The organism is Thalassoglobus polymorphus, from assembly GCF_007744255.1.
Taxonomy (GTDB): domain Bacteria; phylum Planctomycetota; class Planctomycetia; order Planctomycetales; family Planctomycetaceae; genus Thalassoglobus; species Thalassoglobus polymorphus.
The window spans coordinates 5,008,670-5,029,676 of the sequence record NZ_CP036267.1; the positions used below are offsets into that span (position 1 = coordinate 5,008,670).

The 21,007-nt window shown below is 49.1% G+C and carries 17 protein-coding genes and 5 tRNA genes; 14 read left to right on the plus strand and 8 right to left on the minus strand.

What is annotated here, in order from left to right:
• Nucleotides 1–36: 36 nt before the first annotated feature.
• The 8 genes from secE to Mal48_RS18135 form a co-directional block, all read right to left on the minus strand.
• The gene (gene secE / locus Mal48_RS18100) at nucleotides 37–480 is read right to left on the minus strand and encodes a preprotein translocase subunit SecE (protein ID WP_145202858.1); all 444 of its coding nucleotides are present in this window, start codon (nucleotides 478–480) and stop codon (nucleotides 37–39) included.
• A gap of 232 nt (nucleotides 481–712) precedes the next feature.
• A tRNA-Trp gene (locus tag Mal48_RS18105) sits at nucleotides 713–785 on the minus strand.
• 24 nt (nucleotides 786–809) lie between these two features.
• Complete coding sequence (gene rpmG / locus Mal48_RS18110) at nucleotides 810–965, minus strand: 50S ribosomal protein L33 (protein ID WP_145202861.1); 156 nt, start codon at nucleotides 963–965, stop codon at nucleotides 810–812.
• A gap of 79 nt (nucleotides 966–1,044) precedes the next feature.
• Nucleotides 1,045–2,241: an elongation factor Tu gene (gene tuf, locus Mal48_RS18115; RefSeq protein ID WP_145202864.1), complete on the minus strand. Its 1,197-nt coding sequence runs from the start codon at nucleotides 2,239–2,241 to the stop codon at nucleotides 1,045–1,047.
• Between the two features lie 125 nt (nucleotides 2,242–2,366).
• A tRNA-Thr gene (locus tag Mal48_RS18120) sits at nucleotides 2,367–2,439 on the minus strand.
• A 176-nt stretch (nucleotides 2,440–2,615) separates the two neighbouring features.
• A tRNA-Gly gene (locus Mal48_RS18125) sits at nucleotides 2,616–2,686 on the minus strand.
• 84 nt (nucleotides 2,687–2,770) lie between these two features.
• Nucleotides 2,771–2,852: transfer RNA gene (locus tag Mal48_RS18130), tRNA-Tyr, on the minus strand.
• Between the two features lie 44 nt (nucleotides 2,853–2,896).
• Nucleotides 2,897–2,968 (minus strand) — tRNA-Thr (locus tag Mal48_RS18135).
• Nucleotides 2,969–3,867: 899 nt separating this feature from the next.
• Here Mal48_RS18135 and Mal48_RS18140 point away from each other — a divergent pair.
• From Mal48_RS18140 to Mal48_RS18205, 14 genes are all read left to right on the plus strand, one after another.
• Nucleotides 3,868–4,773 (plus strand): exosortase/archaeosortase family protein, encoded by a 906-nt coding sequence (locus Mal48_RS18140; RefSeq protein WP_145202867.1) that lies wholly within the window; start codon nucleotides 3,868–3,870, stop codon nucleotides 4,771–4,773.
• 332 nt (nucleotides 4,774–5,105) lie between these two features.
• Nucleotides 5,106–7,364, plus strand: a complete 2,259-nt coding sequence (locus tag Mal48_RS18145) for a polysaccharide biosynthesis tyrosine autokinase (RefSeq protein ID WP_145202870.1) — start codon at nucleotides 5,106–5,108, stop codon at nucleotides 7,362–7,364.
• A 71-nt stretch (nucleotides 7,365–7,435) separates the two neighbouring features.
• Nucleotides 7,436–8,104 carry an exosortase-associated EpsI family protein gene (locus tag Mal48_RS18150; protein WP_145202873.1) on the plus strand — a complete coding sequence of 223 codons (669 nt, stop codon included), beginning with the start codon at nucleotides 7,436–7,438 and terminating at the stop codon, nucleotides 8,102–8,104.
• Between the two features lie 114 nt (nucleotides 8,105–8,218).
• Nucleotides 8,219–9,028, plus strand: coding sequence for a sugar transferase (locus Mal48_RS18155; RefSeq protein ID WP_145202876.1), 810 nt, complete (start codon nucleotides 8,219–8,221; stop codon nucleotides 9,026–9,028).
• Nucleotides 9,029–9,385: 357 nt separating this feature from the next.
• Nucleotides 9,386–10,276: an XrtA system polysaccharide deacetylase gene (locus Mal48_RS18160; protein WP_145202878.1), complete on the plus strand. Its 891-nt coding sequence runs from the start codon at nucleotides 9,386–9,388 to the stop codon at nucleotides 10,274–10,276.
• Nucleotides 10,277–10,395: 119 nt separating this feature from the next.
• Entirely contained in the window at nucleotides 10,396–11,595 is a 1,200-nt protein-coding gene (locus tag Mal48_RS18165; RefSeq protein ID WP_145202881.1) for a TIGR03087 family PEP-CTERM/XrtA system glycosyltransferase, read from the plus strand.
• A 66-nt stretch (nucleotides 11,596–11,661) separates the two neighbouring features.
• A complete protein-coding gene (locus tag Mal48_RS18170; RefSeq protein WP_197441809.1) occupies nucleotides 11,662–12,546 on the plus strand; it encodes an ABC transporter permease in 885 nt (294 codons plus the stop codon).
• Between the two features lie 64 nt (nucleotides 12,547–12,610).
• Complete coding sequence (locus tag Mal48_RS18175) at nucleotides 12,611–13,915, plus strand: O-antigen ligase family protein (protein ID WP_145202884.1); 1,305 nt, start codon at nucleotides 12,611–12,613, stop codon at nucleotides 13,913–13,915.
• The gene (locus Mal48_RS18180) at nucleotides 13,908–15,200 is read left to right on the plus strand and encodes an ABC transporter ATP-binding protein (RefSeq protein WP_145202887.1); all 1,293 of its coding nucleotides are present in this window, start codon (nucleotides 13,908–13,910) and stop codon (nucleotides 15,198–15,200) included. Before Mal48_RS18175 ends, Mal48_RS18180 begins: the two co-directional genes overlap by 8 nt.
• A gap of 27 nt (nucleotides 15,201–15,227) precedes the next feature.
• Nucleotides 15,228–16,022, plus strand: coding sequence for a sulfotransferase (locus Mal48_RS18185; protein ID WP_145202889.1), 795 nt, complete (start codon nucleotides 15,228–15,230; stop codon nucleotides 16,020–16,022).
• A 521-nt stretch (nucleotides 16,023–16,543) separates the two neighbouring features.
• Nucleotides 16,544–17,668 (plus strand): glycosyltransferase, encoded by a 1,125-nt coding sequence (locus tag Mal48_RS18190; RefSeq protein WP_145202892.1) that lies wholly within the window; start codon nucleotides 16,544–16,546, stop codon nucleotides 17,666–17,668.
• The gene (locus Mal48_RS18195; RefSeq protein ID WP_145202895.1) at nucleotides 17,665–18,573 is read left to right on the plus strand and encodes a glycosyltransferase family 2 protein; all 909 of its coding nucleotides are present in this window, start codon (nucleotides 17,665–17,667) and stop codon (nucleotides 18,571–18,573) included. The genes Mal48_RS18190 and Mal48_RS18195 overlap by 4 nt, the downstream gene beginning before the upstream one ends.
• Before the next feature lie 79 nt (nucleotides 18,574–18,652).
• Nucleotides 18,653–19,603, plus strand: coding sequence for a glycosyltransferase (locus Mal48_RS18200; protein WP_145202898.1), 951 nt, complete (start codon nucleotides 18,653–18,655; stop codon nucleotides 19,601–19,603).
• 113 nt (nucleotides 19,604–19,716) lie between these two features.
• Nucleotides 19,717–20,928: a glycosyltransferase gene (locus Mal48_RS18205; RefSeq protein WP_145202901.1), complete on the plus strand. Its 1,212-nt coding sequence runs from the start codon at nucleotides 19,717–19,719 to the stop codon at nucleotides 20,926–20,928.
• Nucleotides 20,929–21,007: the final 79 nt, after the last annotated feature.

Sequence of the window (21,007 nt, forward strand, 5' to 3'; positions counted from 1 at the left end):
TTCTGGAACGTTCGCAGCACTCTGCGAACTCGCTGTCTATTCTACGGTGTCAAGATCGAGAAAACCGATTGCACCAAACAACTGTTGCCAGAAAATATCCGCAACATACAAATACGCCCCCATCGCAAACATTACGACAAGAACAACAACAGTAGCTCGCTTTAAATACGCCCAATCAGCCCAGGAAACTTTATCAAGCTCCGCTTCCACTGAAATCAGGAAGTTGGCAAATACGGGCCAGTTAATTAACCGATACGCAAACCACAGCCCTGCAGCTGAGATCAACAATGGAACCCCAACGGAAATGGCAGCAGTCTTCTCAATCAGCAAGGTCGCCCGCAAGCGCCACGCTGCAGTAACCATAATAATCGCAACCGTACCGGCAGTCACTTGCCTAACGACTCGTCCCTGATTCGGCTTGAACAACCCCGGAACGAGGAAATTCCCCCAGAACGAAGTATCTGTTTTTGCTTTTGCCATCCTGGGCGTCCCTTTTACAACTGATCCGAAAACATGAACTTCGCCTTCTTAAAACAGCAAGCACTGTAACGCAATCGCTAAAAAAGAACGACCACCAACAGACACCGCCTGATCAAGACGCCACGCCAACCAACCACGATCCCAAACAGAGAGACAAAACCTCTCCGCCTAAATCACCACTCAGCCAGCGAAAGTCGACAAAGTTACTCCGAACAATCCAGCATCCTGGAAACACGGGCGGAGAGATTTGAACTCCCAACCTGCGGATTTGGAATCCGCTGCTCTGCCAATTGAGCTACGCCCGTAACTTACACACGAGACGAAACTCACTATTTTTTTCGCGATTCTTTATGCGTTGTATGACGACGCAATCGTGGGCAATACTTCTTAATTTCGAGGCGCTCTGTACCGCGCATCTCCTTAGTGACACGGTAGTTCCGATCACCACACTCGGTACACTCGAGCCAAACATATTCACGAGCCATCACTCACCTCTTATAATGGCAGCAATCCGGTGCTTTCCGAGAAAACACCGGACGCTGACCGCAAAACTATCTTGGCGTACTACTCAATAACTTTAGTAATCACACCAGATCCAACTGTTCTTCCACCTTCACGAATCGCAAAACGACTTCCGTCAACCAAAGCGACCGGCTTAATCAGCTCGACTTCCAACTTAACGTTATCACCAGGCATGCACATTTCTGCATCACCCAGCAACTTGACTGCTCCAGTTACATCCGTTGTACGGAAGTAGAACTGTGGGCGGTAACCGCTAAAGAATGGAGTCTTTCGACCACCCTCCTCTTTGCTCAAGACGTAAATCTCGGCTTCGAATTTCGTATGCGGATTAATCGAGCCTGGCTGAGCCAATACTTGACCACGCTCAACATCTTCCTTACGCGTTCCACGCAAAAGAATACCGACATTATCGCCCGCTTCACCCTGATCGAGCATCTTGCGGAACATTTCAACGCCAGTCACAGTCGTTTCTTGAGTATCTCGCAACCCAAGGATCTGAACTTTTTCACCAACTTTGACAACACCTTGCTCGATACGACCGGTCACAACAGTACCGCGACCTTCGATCGAGAAGACATCTTCAATCGCCATCAAAAACGGCTTGTCAGTCACACGTGATGGCTCAGGAATGTCCGCATCAAGTGCATCCATCAACTCGCCGATGCAGGCATTCTTCTCTTCATTACCCGGATCATCCAAAGCAGGCTTCGCTGAACCGCGGACAATCGTAATATCATCACCGGGGAAATCGTACATACTCAGAAGGTCACGAGCTTCCATCTCGACAAGCTCGAGCAACTCTTCATCGTCGACAAGATCGCACTTATTCAAAAACACAACAAGAGCAGGCACACCAACCTGGCGAGCCAAGAGAATGTGCTCCCGAGTCTGAGGCATCGGCCCATCTGCTGCCGAAACCACAAGAATAGCACCATCCATCTGAGCGGCACCAGTAATCATGTTTTTCACATAATCAGCGTGACCTGGACAGTCAATATGAGCGTAGTGGCGAGTATCTGACTCATACTCAACGTGACTAACAGCAATAGTCACAGTTTTCGTTTCATCGCGAACCGTACCACCTTTTGCGACGTCAGAATAATCGATAGGCTGAGCCAGCCCTTTTGTTGCCTGAACCGCTAGAATTGATGCAGTAAGAGTTGTTTTACCATGATCGATGTGACCGATGGTACCGACGTTCACGTGCGGCTTTGTCCGTTGAAATGTTTCCTTCGCCATGACTAGCGCTCCAAAACTCCTTGAATCTTAATTGTACCAAGCGACCAACACAGCCGCAAAAGTTAGCTTCGACGCCGTAGTACGCCTACGGGCGCCGACACGGCAAAACCGGACAAAAGCCGGTAAGCTGCTGGCGGGACTTGAACCCGCGACCTCGTCCTTACCAAGGACGCGCTCTACCAACTGAGCCACAGCAGCACCTCTAAACACTCAACAAAACGCCCCACCACGCTGGCCATTTCTCAACCAAACGGGAGTCACCGTCAATGAGCAACAGAACAACCACTGCACTGCAAACCCCGCCGCAGCGAGAAAAATCCGCCTAGCCCCGCAAACGACCTCTTACCCTCGACACCACACTTTAGCGAAGAGAGAGCGGGTGAAGGGAATCGAACCCTCACCACCAGCTTGGAAGGCTGGAGCTCTACCATTGAGCTACACCCGCTAAAAGGAGAACAAGGAAATACCTTGCCCAACACAGTTTCGTCAACCGCGACGAACAAAAAACAATCTTCAAAAACACTTAAAGTGGGGGTGGTAGGATTCGAACCTACGAAGGCTGAGCCATCAGATTTACAGTCTGACCCCTTTGGCCACTCGGGTACACCCCCTCATCAATGCCACCCACGAGGTTTTCACCACCATGACCAACAAAAGCTAGTGGAGGGATTCGAACCCACAACCGCCGGTTTACAAAACCGGTGCTCTGCCGTTGAGCTACACTAGCCAAGTTCCGGAAACTGAGCCGCGAAGTATAGCGGTGTCCATTCTCCATGCAAGCACAAACCGGTAGTGTGATTACGGAGTTCCGTCAGTCCGCGTCTTATACCGAGACACCGAAACCGCATCAAGTGGTTTCAATCCAATTTTGAAATTTCTTCCCGATAGGACCAAAACAAACCGACCACAACTCACTTTACCAGACAGGCTCGCGAACCTCCAGGTTCAGCCCGCACCTTACAAAACAACCAGCAACCATCAAAAGTGTCCCCAGATGGCACTCCACACACCCCCGGCAATCCTCAAAACAGAAACATTCACCCCAGAACTCCCGATCCACCCAGCGCAACCACCCCAAAAACACCTCCAACAAACGACGTTCCCATTGCAGCGGTCGCAAAGATTACCCCACCGGCTAACCTGCACACATCAACTTATTTCTGCTGAACATAAACATTGATTATTGACATTCGTCAACTTTCCATGATATAGAGAATGCCCTCATTAGGTTGAGTGCAAACTTCACGGAATGAAGTATTCCAAACGATTTGGAAATGCGGGTCGGGACGGAGTCCAACATGAAGAGTCAATTCGCAAATGCCGGAATGGTAACACTTTTCCTCAATGAAAAGTGCACCAAACCAACGACATCGTAATCGGTGCGTAGCCACCGAGGGGGACGGAGTCCAGACTCTTGGCAACAAAAACTGTCACCAAAAAGTGACCTTCTACGGGCAACATCAGGCACGTTTTTACAAATGTCGTGCTGTTTTCTTTACTTATTCTCTCCATCCACTTCTTCAAGATGATGAGATAATCAGCGAGATGCTATCCAGCTGAGGACTGCCGTTCGACGACTGAGGCTCCCAGCTTGCCTTGCATATCCACCATCCAGTCTGATCAACAATGACCGCATTTATAGAATTTTTCGCACCTCCTGCAATGAAAAACCTGCTGATCCGACTACTCATCCTCGGGATCGCAGGAATTTGGGCCTTCTGGTCTACGATCGAGGTTATTGCAACGAAGTGGAACACAAACCCTGAGTACTCTCACGGCTATCTTGTCCCACTCTTCTCAATCGCCCTGTTGTGGATGCGCAGAGACAAGCTCGACATTGACAAAGTTCGACCAAACTCCTGGGGCCTGGTAATCCTCGCGGGGGCGATCCTGCTCAGATTGATCTCAGCCCGGTATTACATGGAATGGTTCGATTTTGTAGCGATCATCCCCTTCGTCCTTGGAGTCTTCGTACTCGCTGGCGGATGGCAGACAGTGAGATGGGCTTGGCCAGCAATCCTGTTCCTCGCATTCATGCTCCCGCTACCATACAGCCTCGAAGTTGCCCTTAGAGACCCATTACGTCGAATTGGCACCATTGCGAGCACTTACGTCATGCAGACAGTTGGGCTCCCGGCAATCGCTGAGGGGAACGTGATTGTTGTCAACGACGCACGGATCGGCGTCACAGAAGCGTGCAGTGGAATGAGCATGCTGATGGTCTTTTTCGCATTCTCAACAGCTGCCGCCCTTTTCATTCATGATCGACCGATCTGGGAGAGGCTGCTGGTTGTCGCCAGTGCGATTCCAATTGCAATCATCGCGAACGTGACTCGCATCACCACGACAGGACTCCTCTACGCGTTGGGGCAAGCAAAGCTGGCGGACATGCTGTTTCACGATTTTGCGGGATGGATGATGATTCCAATGGCTCTGGGGATATTGTGGCTTGAACTTCTTGTCGCTTCTCGTATCGTAATTATTGAAGACGATGCCCCTATGTCAGTCGGATTGGCACCTGGAAAATCATAAACAAAGCCGACAAACTGATTAGGACTGATCCTGAAACCTGAAATTGCTCTCCTACAACGTTAAGAAAAGCGGCCATCCCAGAGGTTTCCAGACTGACTCTAGTACTACGACTTCGACCTGATGAAACAGTTTTCAGTGGCCGATTGCTAACACGATCCATTTTCAAAATCTTACGAAACCAACACAGGGCCAACTTTTCGTTTCGTAACGTTTATTGCTCCAGAAAAGTCCTGACCACAGTGACAACATCGCTGTCAGACATTCGACTTCCGGCCTCTACCCAGAATCCGCTCGAGCAAACAAGCGTTTGAACCACCTACGGAATAAATCGCATGGAAACGCAACTCACTTCTGACTCCTCGTCGAGCTTGACTTCAGTCAATCCCGTGCATGAGGTTGCCCAGCCCCGTGCCACGTCGGTAGGTCCCCATCCGAATCAGGGAAACGAGGCTATTGATACCAGAGCGCTACTGAACTCAGTGCGCCGAAACTGGTTCGTAGCAACCTTGCTCGGGCTGATTTTCGGCACGGGAGCAGCTGTCGCGACCTGGGTATACGTCCCGGCTCCGTACCAAGCTTTTTTTGAGTTCCACATCAATTCCGTTGAATCCAAAATCCTCTTCGAAACCTCCGAAGCGCAATCCAACTTCAACACTTACAAACAGACCCAGATGAGAAAAGTCACTGGAGAGTACGTTCTTAACGCTGCCCTCCGCGACCCAGAAATCTCAAACCTCCCCACGCTCAAAGAGCAGCAGCACCCGACAGACTGGCTCGAGAAAAACTTAAAAGTCACAAGCCCCGCTTCGGAATTCTTTCGACTTGAGCTTGAAGGAGACCGCCCTAAAGACCTCGCCATGATCGTCAATGCAGTGGCGGACGCCTTTCTCACCGAAGTTGTCAACAAAGAACGTACCAGCCGACAGGACAGGTTGAGGCAACTGCAAGGCTTTTATCGTGATATCAACGAAGAACTTGGTTTAAAGCGAACCCAGCTCGAGGGTATTGCGCAGTCACTGAAAACGACTGACCCTGAAATTCTTTCCTCGAAACGACAACTTGAATATGAATACTACGGGCAACTTCGCGAAGAATTTACACGACTCAGATTCGAACTCATGCAAGCCAATATTCAACTCGCAGCCCGCCAGCCAAGCCTTGCGGCCGATGGAGATGTAAATAGCGTCAGCTTGCCAGCAGCAGAGCCACCTCCTGTTCCGCAGGAACTCCTCAACGAACGAATCAACAGCAGCCCTGAGTACCAACGAATCAGTAACAGCATCCGTGAACTTGAATGGTCAATCACCGACAAGTCCCAGAACCTCGGAGAGAAACACCCCGATCGCGTCCGACTCAATACTCATATCGAACGCCAAAGACTGCTTGCCGAAGAACTCAAAAAACAGATTGAGAAGCGAATTCTCGCAGAAATTGCTGCCAATGAAGATAAATCGATCGTTGAACTGCAAAGCCGAGTCAAGATCCTTGAAGCAGAGAAAAACCACCTCGAGCAGGAACTTTCAGCCCTGAAAATCAAAGAGGCAGGCGAAGGAACAGCAGCCTTCAACCTCGAAGAACTGAAACGCGAGATCACACACATGGAAACGACAGAAAGTCGTTTTCGAACAGAAATCGAAGCACTTCTCATTGAGATTCAAGCAAAGCAGAGAATCACTGAAAACCGTCGCGCTTCAACACCTCACACTCCTCAAATGAGCAAGAAATACAAGATGGCGGGGATGGCGGGCCTGGCTGCCCTTGGACTCATTGCTGGAGGAATCATTTTCCTTGACTACCGACGTCGTCGAGTCAGTACAGCCGAAGAAATCACCGAGAACCTGAGGATCAGAATCTTAGGCGTCATCCCAATCCTGCCTCGAACTATCATCAAAGCTGTTGACGACGGGAAGCGAAAACTGAGTTCGCAGCAAGTCGCCCTCAGAAGCGTATTAAAAGAAGCCATCGACTCCACTAGAGCGGTCCTACTTCGCGACCCTCGAATGAAGGTCATGAACACAATCCTGATCACCAGCGCCAGCGATGGAGAAGGCAAGACAAGTAACGCCTGCCACTTGGCTGCAAGCCTCGCCCGATCAGGAAGAAAGGTTGTTCTCGTCGACTGTGACATGCGACGGCCAACTGTCCACCGAGTCTTTAGATTGAACTCGGCACACGGCTTCTGTGAAATCCTTCGCGGAGACAAACCACTGGAAGGCGCTGCTCAACCGACACCCACTCCAGGTCTCTCAGTCATCCCCGCAGGTCGAGTTGATTCAGCAGCCTTACAGGCATTAGCTGAAGGTGGAGCAGGTCAGATCTTCAAGCACCTGACCGAAGATTACGATTATGTCATCGTCGACTCTGCCCCAATCCTCCCAGTTGCAGACACACTCCTCCTGGCTCAAGATGTTGATGGTGTCATCCTGACAATCCGGCGTGATGTGAGTCGACTTGGAAACGTAGCTGCCGCTCAGCAACGACTCGAAATGATTGGTGTCCCACCGATCGGCTCAATTCTGATTGGGCTAGACGAGTTCGCTGACAAGTATGGCTACTACTCACGACACTACAACACTCTCGATGTGAGCTAAGCTCAACGCCCTGGCCTCCCGGTCTCGCAAAGCGCTCACAAGTTCACACCCTGCAATAAACTGCTGAACTGATGCCAAATCAAGCTCAACGAATCCTCCCCATTGGAATCGGACTTCTGCTCATCGTAGCGACTGGAGTCATTCACGGAATCCAAACAGACCGCTGGGGCGAGTCCACAAAAGTCTTAGAAGCAGCTCGCCGACTTGATCAAGTTCCGACTGAGTTCGGAGACTGGTCGGGAACGGAAAGTGAGATTCCGGAGAAGCAGTTAAAGATTGCAGAGGCTGCTGGTTACTACTCGCAGAAATTCACAAACACGAAAGATGGACGGGAATTAAGCGTCATGATTTTGTGCGGGCGACCGGGGCCAATTTCGGTTCACCCTCCGACAGTCTGTTTTGTCGGGGCAGGTTGGGGGCTCCAGACAACTCCAGCACCAATTGAGTTCGAGTCCCCAGACGCCGGCTCAATGTGGAAAGGACGATTTGCACGCGTTGCTGATGGAATTCCAATTGCAATCGAAACCCACTGGGGCTGGAGTGCTGATGGAAAGTGGATGGCCTTGGACCGTCCTCGAATGGAAACTGCTCAATACCCTTACTTATACAAAATGTACATCACCGTCCCTTTCTCAAACGCATCCGAGGGTGATGTCAAAGTGACAACCGACGAGTTTATGGAAAGCTTCCTGCCACATTTAAATGAGGCATTGTTCCAAAATTCTCCACCTGAAACCTAGAAATACAGTTACATCCCTCATGATTGATGGTATCCTCTCCAACGTAGAAGTTCTCTGAACTTCCACTTCTTTAGAACTCACACCACAATAGAGTCAACGGGCAAAGGAAAACACATGAAAGTGGTCGACGAGTGTTTGGGCCTAGAACAGTCCAAGCAAATTGAACATGTGACACACCATGTCATGGAAGACGACACAACGGACCTCGACAAACTCTTCGCCGTGCCTGACCAGAAATGGTACATGACAGTCAAGACTTTTTGCGACTTTATTCTGGCTGCAATTTTCTTGACCCTGCTATTTCCAGTCATTCTTCTAGCGGCACTGATCGTGAAAATCACATCTCCCGGACCAGCCTTCTACTTCCAGGAACGGCTCGGTTTAAACGGTTCTTCGTTCACGCTGATCAAGCTTCGAACGATGAAACAAGATGCAGAATCAAAAACAGGTGCGGTCTGGGCGAAGGCCGAAGATGATCGCATCACCGGTTTTGGTCACTTCCTGCGACGCACACAAATTGATGAATTCCCTCAACTCATCAACGTTCTACTGGGACAAATGAGCCTTATTGGACCACGGCCAGAACGCCCAGAACTTGCCAACAAGCTCGAACTCGATATCCCAAACTACAAACAGAGATTGCACGTCAAGCCTGGCATTACCGGATTGGCACAACTTCGCTTGCCCGCCGACACGGATGTTGAGAGCGTCCGAAGGAAATTGATCCCGGATCTTTACTACGTAATTAACATGAGCCCTTGGCTTGACCTCAGAATTCTCATGTTTACAGCAACCTACTTTTGCACCTCTTTGGCGAAAGTTGCATGGTCTGCCGTGGCACTACCAACCGTTCCAGTTGCCCAACAGGCGCTGCTCTCAGAAGCCAGTCCAGAACAACCCGCAACCGTTTCCAAAGCATCATGAGCTCAACCTCATTGGAACCGGCCACTGCCCCAAGCTTCTTTAACCCGAGACTTGCGAACGGTTCTATTTAGCTGAATTGACAACCAGTGATACAGGACATGCAGGCCGCACGAGCCTGTGAAAGCCTTCTAGGGAGTTGCCAATCCAGAGCCAACAGGACGCCGACTGCCGGTCTCTCGTAATCTGCCAGTTGCCCTCACTATTTTGGCCCCACTATTATTTTGGCCCCATTGACGAGATCACAACCAGACATCTTACAGTGTCACGCATCGTCACACTAACAATTCGGTTGAGCATGAGCCAACTTACGGTCCACCAACACATCTTGATTCACCCTCTAACCCATCGGCTATATTCGTGAGCCAAAAAGTCGTGAACGCCTTCACAGTCGATGTTGAAGACTATTACCATGTCTCAGCGTTTACAAAGAACGTTCGTCCCAGCGATTGGGAAAACATGGAATCCCGTGTCAGCGGGAACACATACCGAATCCTTGACCTGCTCAACCACTATCAAGTCCGAGCAACATTTTACATCTTGGGCTGGGTCGCTGAGCGTCGACCACATTTAGTACGTGACATTCAACGAGCTGGCCATGAAATCGGAAGTCACAGCTATCGCCACGAACTTGTCTACAATATGACACCGGAAGATTTCCATGACGACCTCGTCGTCAGTTGCAAAATCCTGGAAGACATCACTGGCGAGCCAATCAAAACATATCGTGCACCCAGCTTTTCAATCACCGAACAGTCGCTGTGGGCCTTAGATATTTTAATCGAGGAAGGAATCGAACTCGACTCCAGCATCTACCCGATTCGACACGACATCTACGGAATTCCCAACTCGCCAATCCAGCCACATCAAATTGAACGACCAACTGGAAGCCTGTGGGAATGTCCCGGCACAGTTTGCAATGTTCTGGGGTGTAATTTTCCAGTCGGAGGTGGTGGATACTTTCGCATCTTCCCCGCACGCTGGACGTTTTCTCAGCTTGAGAAACTCAACTCTCGTCACGGTCGCCCGTTTGTCTTCTACATTCACCCATGGGAAGTTGACCCTGACCAACCGAGAATTGCCTCCTCCTGGAAATCCAAATTGAGGCATTACACAAACTTAGGTCGAACGGAATCGAGAATGCGAACTCTATTAGAGCGATTTCGATTCGATGCGATTTCTGCAATTGCCCCTTCAGGAACATCGATAAAATCCAACAACCTGAAAGCTTCTGGCAAAGTCACAATTTGAGCCCCCAAAAGTACAGCAGCAACTTCTATCCCCCACCGGGACAGCGACAGCAGATTCAACGTCGACACAATTTAGTCATTTCAGTTTCACAAACGAACGACAGTGACAGCTCCCTTCTCATGAAGAAAGACTCAAAGCCAAACCTATTGTTTGTTGTGCATCGAGTTCCATACCCTCCGGACCGTGGAGATCGGATTCGCTCTTACCACGTTTTGAAGTTCCTGGCATCCCGTGCAAACGTTTGGCTCGCCTGCCTGGCAGATGAACCACTCCACCCCGATTGCAAAACGGAGCTTCAATCGCACTGCCAAGATGTACGAATCGAGTACCTGAATCCGTCGCGATACATTCACGGTGCGTGGTCACTCGCCTCCGGACGGACAGCCACAGAAGGCCTTTTTTACTCACACCGGCTAATGACAGGCATCTCGAATTGGTGCCGTGAGATCAAGTTTGACGCTGCAATTGGTTTTTGCTCAAGCGTTGCTCCGTACCTCAAAATTCCACAGCTTCAAAACGTCCCCAAACTCATCGACCTCGTGGATGTCGATAGCGAAAAATTCGCCGATTACTCTACGAATTCAAGCGGAATCAAAAGTATTCTTTACAATCTCGAAGCGAAACGCTTACGCTCGTTGGAAATCTCCCTCGGTGAACAATGCCAAGGAGTCACTCTGGTCACAGAGCCGGAAGCCGATATCTATCGGTCATTCGCTCCAGGTGCTCAAGTTCGCGCAGCCACAAACGGAATCGACTTAGACTTTTTTGACGTCGAAGGCTCTTACGCGGAAAGCAAAGACCCATCGACATGCCTGTTCGTCGGAGCTCTCAACTACCCACCCAACATTGATGGGATTAAATGGTTCTGCAATCAGGTCTGGCCGACTGTCATCAAAGAACACTCAGCCAGTCAGCTACTGATCGTAGGCAGAAATCCAACCCCAGACGTCCAGGCACTCGGAAAACTTCCGGGCGTGCAAGTCTTCGCCAACGTCCCTGACGTCCGACCCTACTACCATCAAGCGAGCGTTTCGATCGCCCCACTGCACCTCGCACGTGGTTTGCAGAACAAAGTGCTTGAAGCACTCGCAATGAAAACAGCAGTCTTGTCGACCCCTCACGCCGTCGAGGGCATCGGACTCCAGACCAACCAAGTGATGATTGCGTCAGAGCCTTCAGATTGGAGCCGCGCCTTGATTAACTTTTTCCGCGATCACGAACAACGCAACTCCTTTGCGGAAGCCGGCTATCAATTCGTTAGAGATCGCCACTGCTGGTCGAACTGCCTGGAGCCTGTCGCTGAACTATTAGGCATCTAACTCAAGATAACCCTGCCCTCTGCACATTTTTCAACCCTACTTGAAGATAACACACCGGACAAACTTGTGACGTCGACTCTGGACACCATTGAACCTGCGAACGTTTCCTCAACAGAAACTGAAGAGGTTCATCTCTACGAAACGATCATCGAAGCTCGCTCGAACTGGCGGCTGCTCGACTGGAAAGAACTCTACAACTATCGAGATTTACTCCGGTTTCTCGTCTGGAGAGAAGTCAAAGTTCGCTACGCACAAAGCGCCATCGGCATTGGATGGGCGATTATTCAGCCGGTCTTCTCAATGATCGTCTTCACGGTCATCTTCGGAAAACTGGCAAAGGTCGGATCAGATGGTTCTCCATACGCACTGTTCAGCTTGAGCGCACTTGTCCCCTGGACCTACTTTTCAAACTCACTCGTTGATGGGACAAACAGCCTCGTCTCAGAGGCAAACATGCTGAAGAAAGTATACTTTCCCCGCATCTTGATGCCGCTTTCAGCAGTCTTCGCGAAGCTGGTTGACTTCTCAATTGCGATGACCCTGCTTTTAATCTTAATGATTTTCTTCCAAACTCCTCCAACCTGGGGAGTCCTGATGATCCCGATTTTAATACTCCTGATGATGTCCACGGCATTCGGCCTCGCATGCTGGCTGACAGCCTTTGCAATTCAATATCGAGACGTTAAACACGCGATGAACTTCGTCGTTCAATTACTGATGTACGCTGCACCGGTTGTCTACCCAGCCAGCCTGATCCCAGCGAAGTACCAAATGTACTATGCACTCAACCCAATGGTTGCAGTCATCGAAGGCTTCCGCTCCGCACTGCTAGGAACACGCCCCATGCCGTGGCAATTCATCGCCATCGGCATCCTCTCCTCAGCCTGCATCACCCTCACCGGAATCCTCTACTTCAACCGCAAAGAAAGAATCTTCGCCGACGTCGCATAAAAGACCACTCCCCGATCGTCGCCCTCTACTGCCGCCAGGCACTTAACACTTCAGGACTGCTGCTTTGAAAGGACTCATCTTTGTCTACGGCTCACTGGTTTTCATTTGCCTGGGAGCAATCGTCCGACCATGGATCGGAGTCGTCGGATACTTCGGATTTGCGATTCTGAATCCAGTTTACCTATGGGGGCACAGCCTGCCACCCAACTCGAATTTTCAGAAATATATCGTCGGCGCAACGTTCATCGGCCTACTGCTATCCGGCTTCAAAGGAAACAAGATCCAAGGTGCCCCAGCCTGGGCAATCATCAGTTTAGCCCTCTACCTGGCATGGGCTTGGGTCACAGCTCAGTTCACAATCCACGAGGGCGACACAACCTTCTATATGACAACAATCTGGAAGATTGTCCTCATGTCCTGCGTCGGGCTATTACTTATCGACACCCCCAAAAAAATTGTCACCCTGATGTGGGTGATCGTCATTGCCCAAGGCTGGAATGCCTGGGAAATCAACCTGCAATACTTTCAAGATGGGTACTGCTACGCAGCCTACCACGGCTGGGGCATCGCAGACAACAATGGCTACTCGATTTTGACGGTACCAATAATGGGGGCGAGCCTTGGCTTGGCTTTCTATTCCCCGAAGCTCTGGACCAGAATTTTTGCGGGCTTCATCTTCACCCTGCAAATGCACCAAATCATGCTTCTCGAATCAAGGGGAACAATGATAGGAGCACTCTGCCTTGCTGGGATAGGAGCTTGGTATGTCCATAAAAACTCGTGGACCATCTCGACGATTCTCGTCTCCATTGCCCTTGGGGCAGCCTTAGCGGGCCCTTCGGTGGTCGAAGAATTTAGTTCATCCTTTGCAAGCGGAGAAGAACTCGATGCCTCGGCGGATAGCCGATTCAAACTCTGGAAAGCTGGCGTGGAGATCACCCAAGACTATCCTCTGCTTGGTGTCGGTCCAAATGCAACGGGACGACTTGTTCCGCAGTACTATGAAGGGGGCTTGGACACCAGCCACAAAGTCCTTCACAATTTAATTTTCGACGTCTCAACCGGGTCAGGAATCCCCGGCGTTATACTTTATTGCGCCTTCTTCGGTCTCACCTGGTGGGCCGTTCGGGTTCGCTGGAAAAAAGAAAAAGCGACACTCCCAGACTGGGCAAAACCCCCTCTTTTCTCGACGCTTTGTGGAGTCCCCGGATACATCGTTTCATCCATGTTTTCGAGTGGTGCATTGCTTGAAAGCTCATACATTGGTGTCATCGTTGGAGCCTCAACCCTGCTAATTCTTGCAAAGGCTCGCACCGCCAACCACGAAGCAGCGATAAATATCGAAAGAGTTCACTCTCACCATGTCTAAACCTGTCATCTCAGTAGAAAATCTTTCCAAGGCGTACCGGATTGGTGTTAAGGATGAAATTCCGGACACCCTTGTCGGAGCGATGACTTCCGTCATTCGGTCTCCTTTCAAAAACTTACAGCGACTCCGCCGTCTCGATACATTTACAGGGGGACCAAACGGGACTGAGTCGGACGATACGCTTTGGGCTCTCAAGGATGTCTCTTTTGATGTGCAGGAAGGAGAGGTCGTCGGGATTATTGGTCGCAACGGAGCAGGAAAAAGCACGCTGCTGAAAGTCCTCAGCCGAATCACCGAGCCGACCTCTGGACGAGTTGTCATCCGTGGACGTGTCTCCAGCTTACTGGAAGTCGGAACCGGGTTTCATCCGGAATTGACCGGTCGAGACAACATCTACATGAACGGTACAATCCTCGGGATGACCAAACGAGAAATCGACCGCAAATTCGACGAAATCGTCGACTTCAGCGGCGTCGAAAAATTCCTAGATACCCCGACAAAACGCTACTCATCCGGCATGCAAGTGAGACTAGCATTCGCCGTGGCGGCACACTTAGAGCCCGAAATTTTGATCATTGATGAAGTTTTGGCTGTTGGAGACGTGGAGTTCCAAAGCAAGTGCATGGAAAAGATTAGAGCAGTAGCATCAGATGGCCGCACAATCTTGTTCGTGAGCCATAACCTAAATACGATCGCAAGGCTTACAGAGAAGTGTGCTTTTCTCGAAAATGGGGGAATTTCGATCTATGGAGATACACCAACCGCATTAAACACATACGGATTAAGTCGGGGGGAACATTCAATAAAGAAATCGATCGAAAGTTGCCGGAGAGACGGGAACGCAGACCCAATAGTTAAGATTAAATCAATTTCGGTACTTACAGACTCGGAAGATGAATTCCCAAGATTCGAGATTGGAGAGCAGGTAAGAATTGAAATTCACTTATACTCACGAGTTTCGATTGATTCGGCTGCGATTTCTGTTGGATTGTCCAGAAACAGACAGCCAGTGGAATTATTCTCACTATTTCACGACAAGAATCGGGATGGATTAAGAATTTCCAAAGGCGTTAACAAAGTGACATTTGGATTCGTAGATACAAATTTGCTACCGGGAGTCTACAGCGTGGATGTCGGGATCAACCCATACATTAAAGAAAAAGCGTACGATGTCATACAAGCCTACCCCGTTTTCGAAGTCATAAATACAGGCTCTAAAAAAGTGTCATTCCGCCCAGAGCGGCCTGGGACTATTTTCTGGGAAGATGCTATCTGGGAAGTTTAAGCCGCTCACCCAATTGGAGATACGACAGTGCTAAACAACACTACTACAATAATAAAAAAATGGTTCCGTTGGAGACGAGGCGCAGAAAAACCAATCATCATTCTCGGTAATCAAAAAAGTGGAACAACAGCCATCGCAGGCCTGCTCGCAGAGTGTGCTAACTTGAATTGCACGTTGGACATCCACGAAATGCACGATGGAAAAGTTGGAAGACGTTACGCAAAAGGAGACTTACAGCTATCAGAAATCATCAAGTCATGTAAGCATAAATTCCGTACACCGATCATAAAAGAGCCCATGCTGACATTCATGGCAGACCAAGTTACAGTAGAATTCCCTGACTCCACAATTGTCTTCATAATCCGAGACCCTCGCGACAACATTAGAAGTATCCTAAACCGCCTAGAAATCCCAGGCAACTTAAACACTCTTAACGAAGACATCGTGAATTCGTTTCCAGAATCTTGGAAAGACGTGCTCAAAGGATCAAGGCTTGGGCTATGCCAAGAATCCACAAACTACATTGAAAGGCTTGCGGAACGATGGAATCATGCACTGGATACTTACGACAATATCTCAAACAATAAGATTTTAATTCGTTACGAGGATTTCCTCAGCAGCAAGGTATTGGCTATTGAAGAACTATGTAGGTCACTAAACCTACCTGTACGAAGAGACATCACAGAAATCCAAGACCGCCAATACCAAAAAAAGGGAGACCGCGACATTACCTGGGAAGAGTTCTACGGCCATGAAAACCTAGCTAGAATCCAAGCGATCTGCTCAGACAAAATGACAAGATTCAACTATCTGTCTAATTAATTCAACTACCCACGAAAAATCGTACCCGATTGTAGACCCCAAACCACCTAAGCTCTAAAAACACAATAGCCCAATCGCAGCCCCCCACCCTTTCACCAGCGACACGTCAGGCTCATGCACGACTTGACATGCAGACTTGTTGCACAAAAACTCAGAATAGGGTTGATACTCAAAATGCAGAACTCACAAGCTACCTAACCCAAACCCCGCCCCCACTATCCGTGGGGAACTTCAACAGTATACCAAGAAGAGGTTTTCCAAATCGCTTCTGATCTGGAAGCCGCAATAGTGGAATACAGGCTCGTCTCATTTTGGAAGAGCAACGATTATGTCCACACGACAATGCAAAAGCGAGTTGATCATCAAAAGCAGCCAACAGACAATCCACAACCGAAGTCCCCACTTCAAAAGATTACGGACCGGCTATTGTTAAAAATCCTGAAGAAAGTTCCTGATGAGAGTGCAGTTCGGCGAAAGCTGGTCAAAGATCGGCTTGGCATAGATGTAAAAAGAAACCAGAAATGAGAATTTGTATTGTCCAACCCAACTTGAACACTCTTTCAGAAACCTTCATTGCAGCGCATTCTGCACACCTGCCTGGGGAAGTTTCAGTGATTCACCAAAGTGGTGACCTGTTCGCGATGATCGAGAGGAAGCGTGTTCTCTCGCAAGGATTTCACTCAAAAGCTGTCCGTAAGATCAACAGGTTGATCACTAACCGACCGTGGGAATGGGAACGGACACGATCCTACTTGACTGCACTCAAGAAGTTCCGTCCTGATGTCGTCTTAGCTGAGTATGGTCCTACTGGTGCATGCATTGTTGAAGCGTGTCGAGTTTCAAAGATTCCACTTGTCGTTCACTTTCACGGCTACGATGCCAGCAGGCATGATATCCTTGAAAGGCATAAAAATGACTATCAACTCATGTTTGATGATGCCGCAGCGATCATTGCTGTTTCGGAGACTATGAAAAAACGTCTACTTGAACTCGGCGCTGACAGGCGTCGTCTCCATTTGAACCATTACGGCGTCGATGTTGAACAATTCAAGGTTCGAGAACGAATTTCAACCGAGCCAAACTTCCTGGCTGTCGGTCGGTTTGTTGAGAAAAAAGCTCCCTACTTAACGGTTGCTGCATTTTCCAAAGTCGTCGAAAGGATTCCTTCCGCGAAGCTACGAATGATTGGTGACGGACCTTTGTTAGGAGTCTGCAAAGATCTTGCACGGGCTCTTGGAATCGATAAATCACTACACTTCTGCGGCCCTCAACCACACGAAGTCGTGGCAAACGAAATGTCAAATTCGTTTGCTTTTGTCCAACACTCAATCGAAGCATCCAACGGTGATTGTGAAGGAACTCCGAACTCAATCCTTGAAGCAGGAGCAAGTGGAAAACCTGTCGTCTCTACCAGACACGCTGGAATCCCAGATGTTGTCATCGACTCAGAGACAGGGTATCTCGTAGACGAACGCGATGTTCAGGGAATGGCCAATCGAATGATCGACCTAGCTTTGGCTCCCGAGATCGCAGCCCGCATGGGTACTGCTGCCCGTGAAAGAATATCAACTGAATTCACAATGAGCAAAAGTATTGACAAACTGTTTAACATATTACAGTCCGTGACCAACAAGGGAATTCAATGACAAAGCCAGAAGTCTCAGTCGTCATCCCTTGCTACAATGGCTCTCCATTCCTGCGCGAGACGCTCGACTCAGCGATTAACCAAACGCACCGACCTCTGGAAATCATTGTCATCGACGATGGTTCAACAGACGATTCAGCTGCAATTGCAGAGTCGTTCGGGGCTCCAGTTCGAGTCATTCGCCAGGAAAACCAAGGTGAATCCGTTGCTCGAAATCGGGGTATCGACGAAGCAAAAGGTGAATGGATTGCCTTCTTAGATGCTGACGACCTTTGGGCTCCGGAAAAACTCGAGCGTCAACTCTCCCTGATTGACGAGACAACCGTTGCCGTCCATACCGAACTTCAGTCATTTGGGACCGTCGACTCTCAAAGCAACATCGCTGCAATCCCAGAAAGCACTCGCTACCAGCCTTTTACTGTCGCTGTTAAAAACCCCATAGTGACACCTTCCAGCCTGATAGTCAGACGCAGTTTACATTTGCGATTTCCAACCTGGACGAAGCACGCAGAAGATCTCATATACTGCCTTGAGTTAATTCGGCTTGGAGTGGTCAAGTTAGTCCCTGAACACCTCACTCTTTACCGCAAGCACTCTGAAAGCCAATCTGCCGACCCGACTCGCGAAATGCGATGGTTTGAATCACTCGAACAGTGGATTGAAACAAACAAAGACTTCCAGCCCGAAGAAAAAAAAGAAATCCTAAACGAGCGCCTCAGGCGTGTAACGTTCAGTGCGTGGACTGCTAAAGAGAATCGCGATTGGGAGAGTTACTGGAAGATTCGGAATTATCTGCTGGCTCACAAAGGGAACCCTAAGGTTAATGAAATACTGAGCAACAAAATATACCATCCATTGTTGTATAAAATTAAAGATGCTTTCTCACCAGAAAAAACATCTACATAACACCACAAACACACTAACTTCCTCGCCGCCGTTTCTTGTCTAACACCCCAGACGTCAAGTCAAAAATCTACAGAACCACATGAATCTCAGCGTCATCATCTGCACATGGAACCGAGCAGAGTTACTTGATCGCACCTTGACCTCCATGCACGAACTCCACATCCCAGATGGAATTTCGTGGGAGCTCATTGTCGTCAACAATAACTGCACTGACAACACTGACGAGGTCATCCAGCGTCATGCTAGCAAGCTGCCAATACTAAGAATTTTAGAAGAGACCCCAGGGCAATCGCATGCAAGAAACGCTGCCCTTCAAGCAGCAACGGGTGAGTTGCTAATCTGGACAGACGATGATGTCGTAGTTGCCCCGGACTGGATTGCCCAATACCTCAAGGCTGTGCGGGATTGGCCCGAAGCGGCCTATTTTGGAGGGACAGTAGACCCGATTTACGAATCACCTCCACCAACATGGATGGAGCCACACCTAAAAGACCTTGGAGCGATGCTAGCGATCCATCAGTACGGGAACCACGTATCGAAGTTTCCTGAACATGATATCCCACGTGGGGTAAATATGGCTCTGCCCAAAAAGATTTTGGAAGAATTTGAATTCGACACAAGATTGGGGAACTCTGAGAACAGCAATCTCAGAGGAGAGGACGCTGACCTTCTAAGGCGCTTACAGAGTGCAGGCCATTACGGTGTCTGGGTTGGCCCCGCCCGAGTTCAACACTGGGTCCCCACTGAAAGATTAACAAAAGAATACATTCAAACCTGGTATCGTGGAGGAGGAAGGTCGTTCACACTACGAAATGGCTTGGCGGAATGTAAGTGGGCTTTTGGATACCCAAGATGGGTTCTGAAAGCATTCTGGATTTCCAAACTTAAAGCAGCTCTTACGCTGCCCCTCCGCAATAAAAGTTGGCTTAGCTCCTTTACAAGAGCTGCGTTCTTGAGAGGCGTCCTCAACCAGGCAAAAGAGTCCGGAAAAGTTTCGCTCGTTCAAATTGCGAAAAACTCCAAACAGTGAATCAAGAGCATTTCCAATCCTTGCCATGCCCGAGAAGCTCACTTTCATGACTTCACCAACTGCTTTCACAAAGCAGAGCGTAAAGGACAACTTTTTCCCCGAGAGGTTTCCACTTGTCCACAACTGGTAAGATGCTGGTGCTCACAGGGAATTTCCCCACCGTCTCCCAGACATTTGTTCTCCGAGAAATTCAAGCCGCCAAAGAATTAGGCTGGTCAGTCCACGTAATTGCCTCTGGAGTTGGCAACGAAACTGACTTAAAACAAGCAAGTGAGTATGGTATCTCCCAGAAAGAATACTCGATACTCAACTGGCGATACTGCATCCCTACCTTCAATTGTAAAAACAAGAAGATCATCGAGGCGGCTGAGCGCGATAAATACGGTTGGTACTTATCATTGAAGCGAAAAACATACTTCAAAAAATTATTAAAACACGCGTTTGTACAGCAAGCCGACCTGATTCACGCACACTTTGTGCAATGGGCTTCAGAAGTAGGTGTGGGACTCAGCAGGATCTTGGGCATCCCGCTAACGATTGAGGCACATGATGGTCACCTGCCGCTGTATCCTAAGGAGACACTCACCAAGGTCCAAAACACCGCCTCGGCAATTGGCTGCGTAAGCAACGAATGGGTTGATGTCTGGGCAAATAAAACCGGAAGTCGTGAGAAACTTCACTGGCTTCCAAACGGTGTCGACTTAGGTGAGTTCAAAATCGCGCCCCAGAAAACAAGCAAAACTCCAGTTATCATCTCTGTCTCAAACTGCGTAGAACATAAGCGTCCCCAAGATCTTCTTCAAGCTGCAGCAATTCTTAAAAAAAAAGAGCTGGATTTCAAGATGGTAATTGTGGGCGGCGGTCCATTTCTGACACGACTCCGAAAATTGAGTTCTGATCTGGCATTAAATGACACATGCCGATTAATAGGAGCACAACCCCACAGTCGGGTCCGAGAAGAATTTCTGGCTGCAGATATTTTTGCGTTATGCAGCGAACGAGAGTCCTTTGGAATTGTCACAGTTGAAGCGATGTCATCAGGACTGCCAACAATCACTTCACGCACAGCAGGAGCTAAGGACATTGTCCTAGAAGGGGAAACAGGCTACACGTTCAACGCAGGCGATGTCGCGTCGCTAACGCAGCACCTTGAAAGACTCATCAAAGACCACCGACTTCGACGATCAATGGGACTGAAAGGAAGAGATCGTGCTTCGTCGAAATTTTCTTGGCAGAATCATATGAACATTGTTTCTGGCATGTGGCACATGCCAGAAACCCAAAAAAGGACTGTCCCTCAAAGCCATGAAGATCCCCATGAATAATGGGTGTCCAGTTGAGAATGTATCCTCTCCGAAAGTTAGTTTGCCCAACTCTTCTCTACACAACCTTTAACGTGACTAA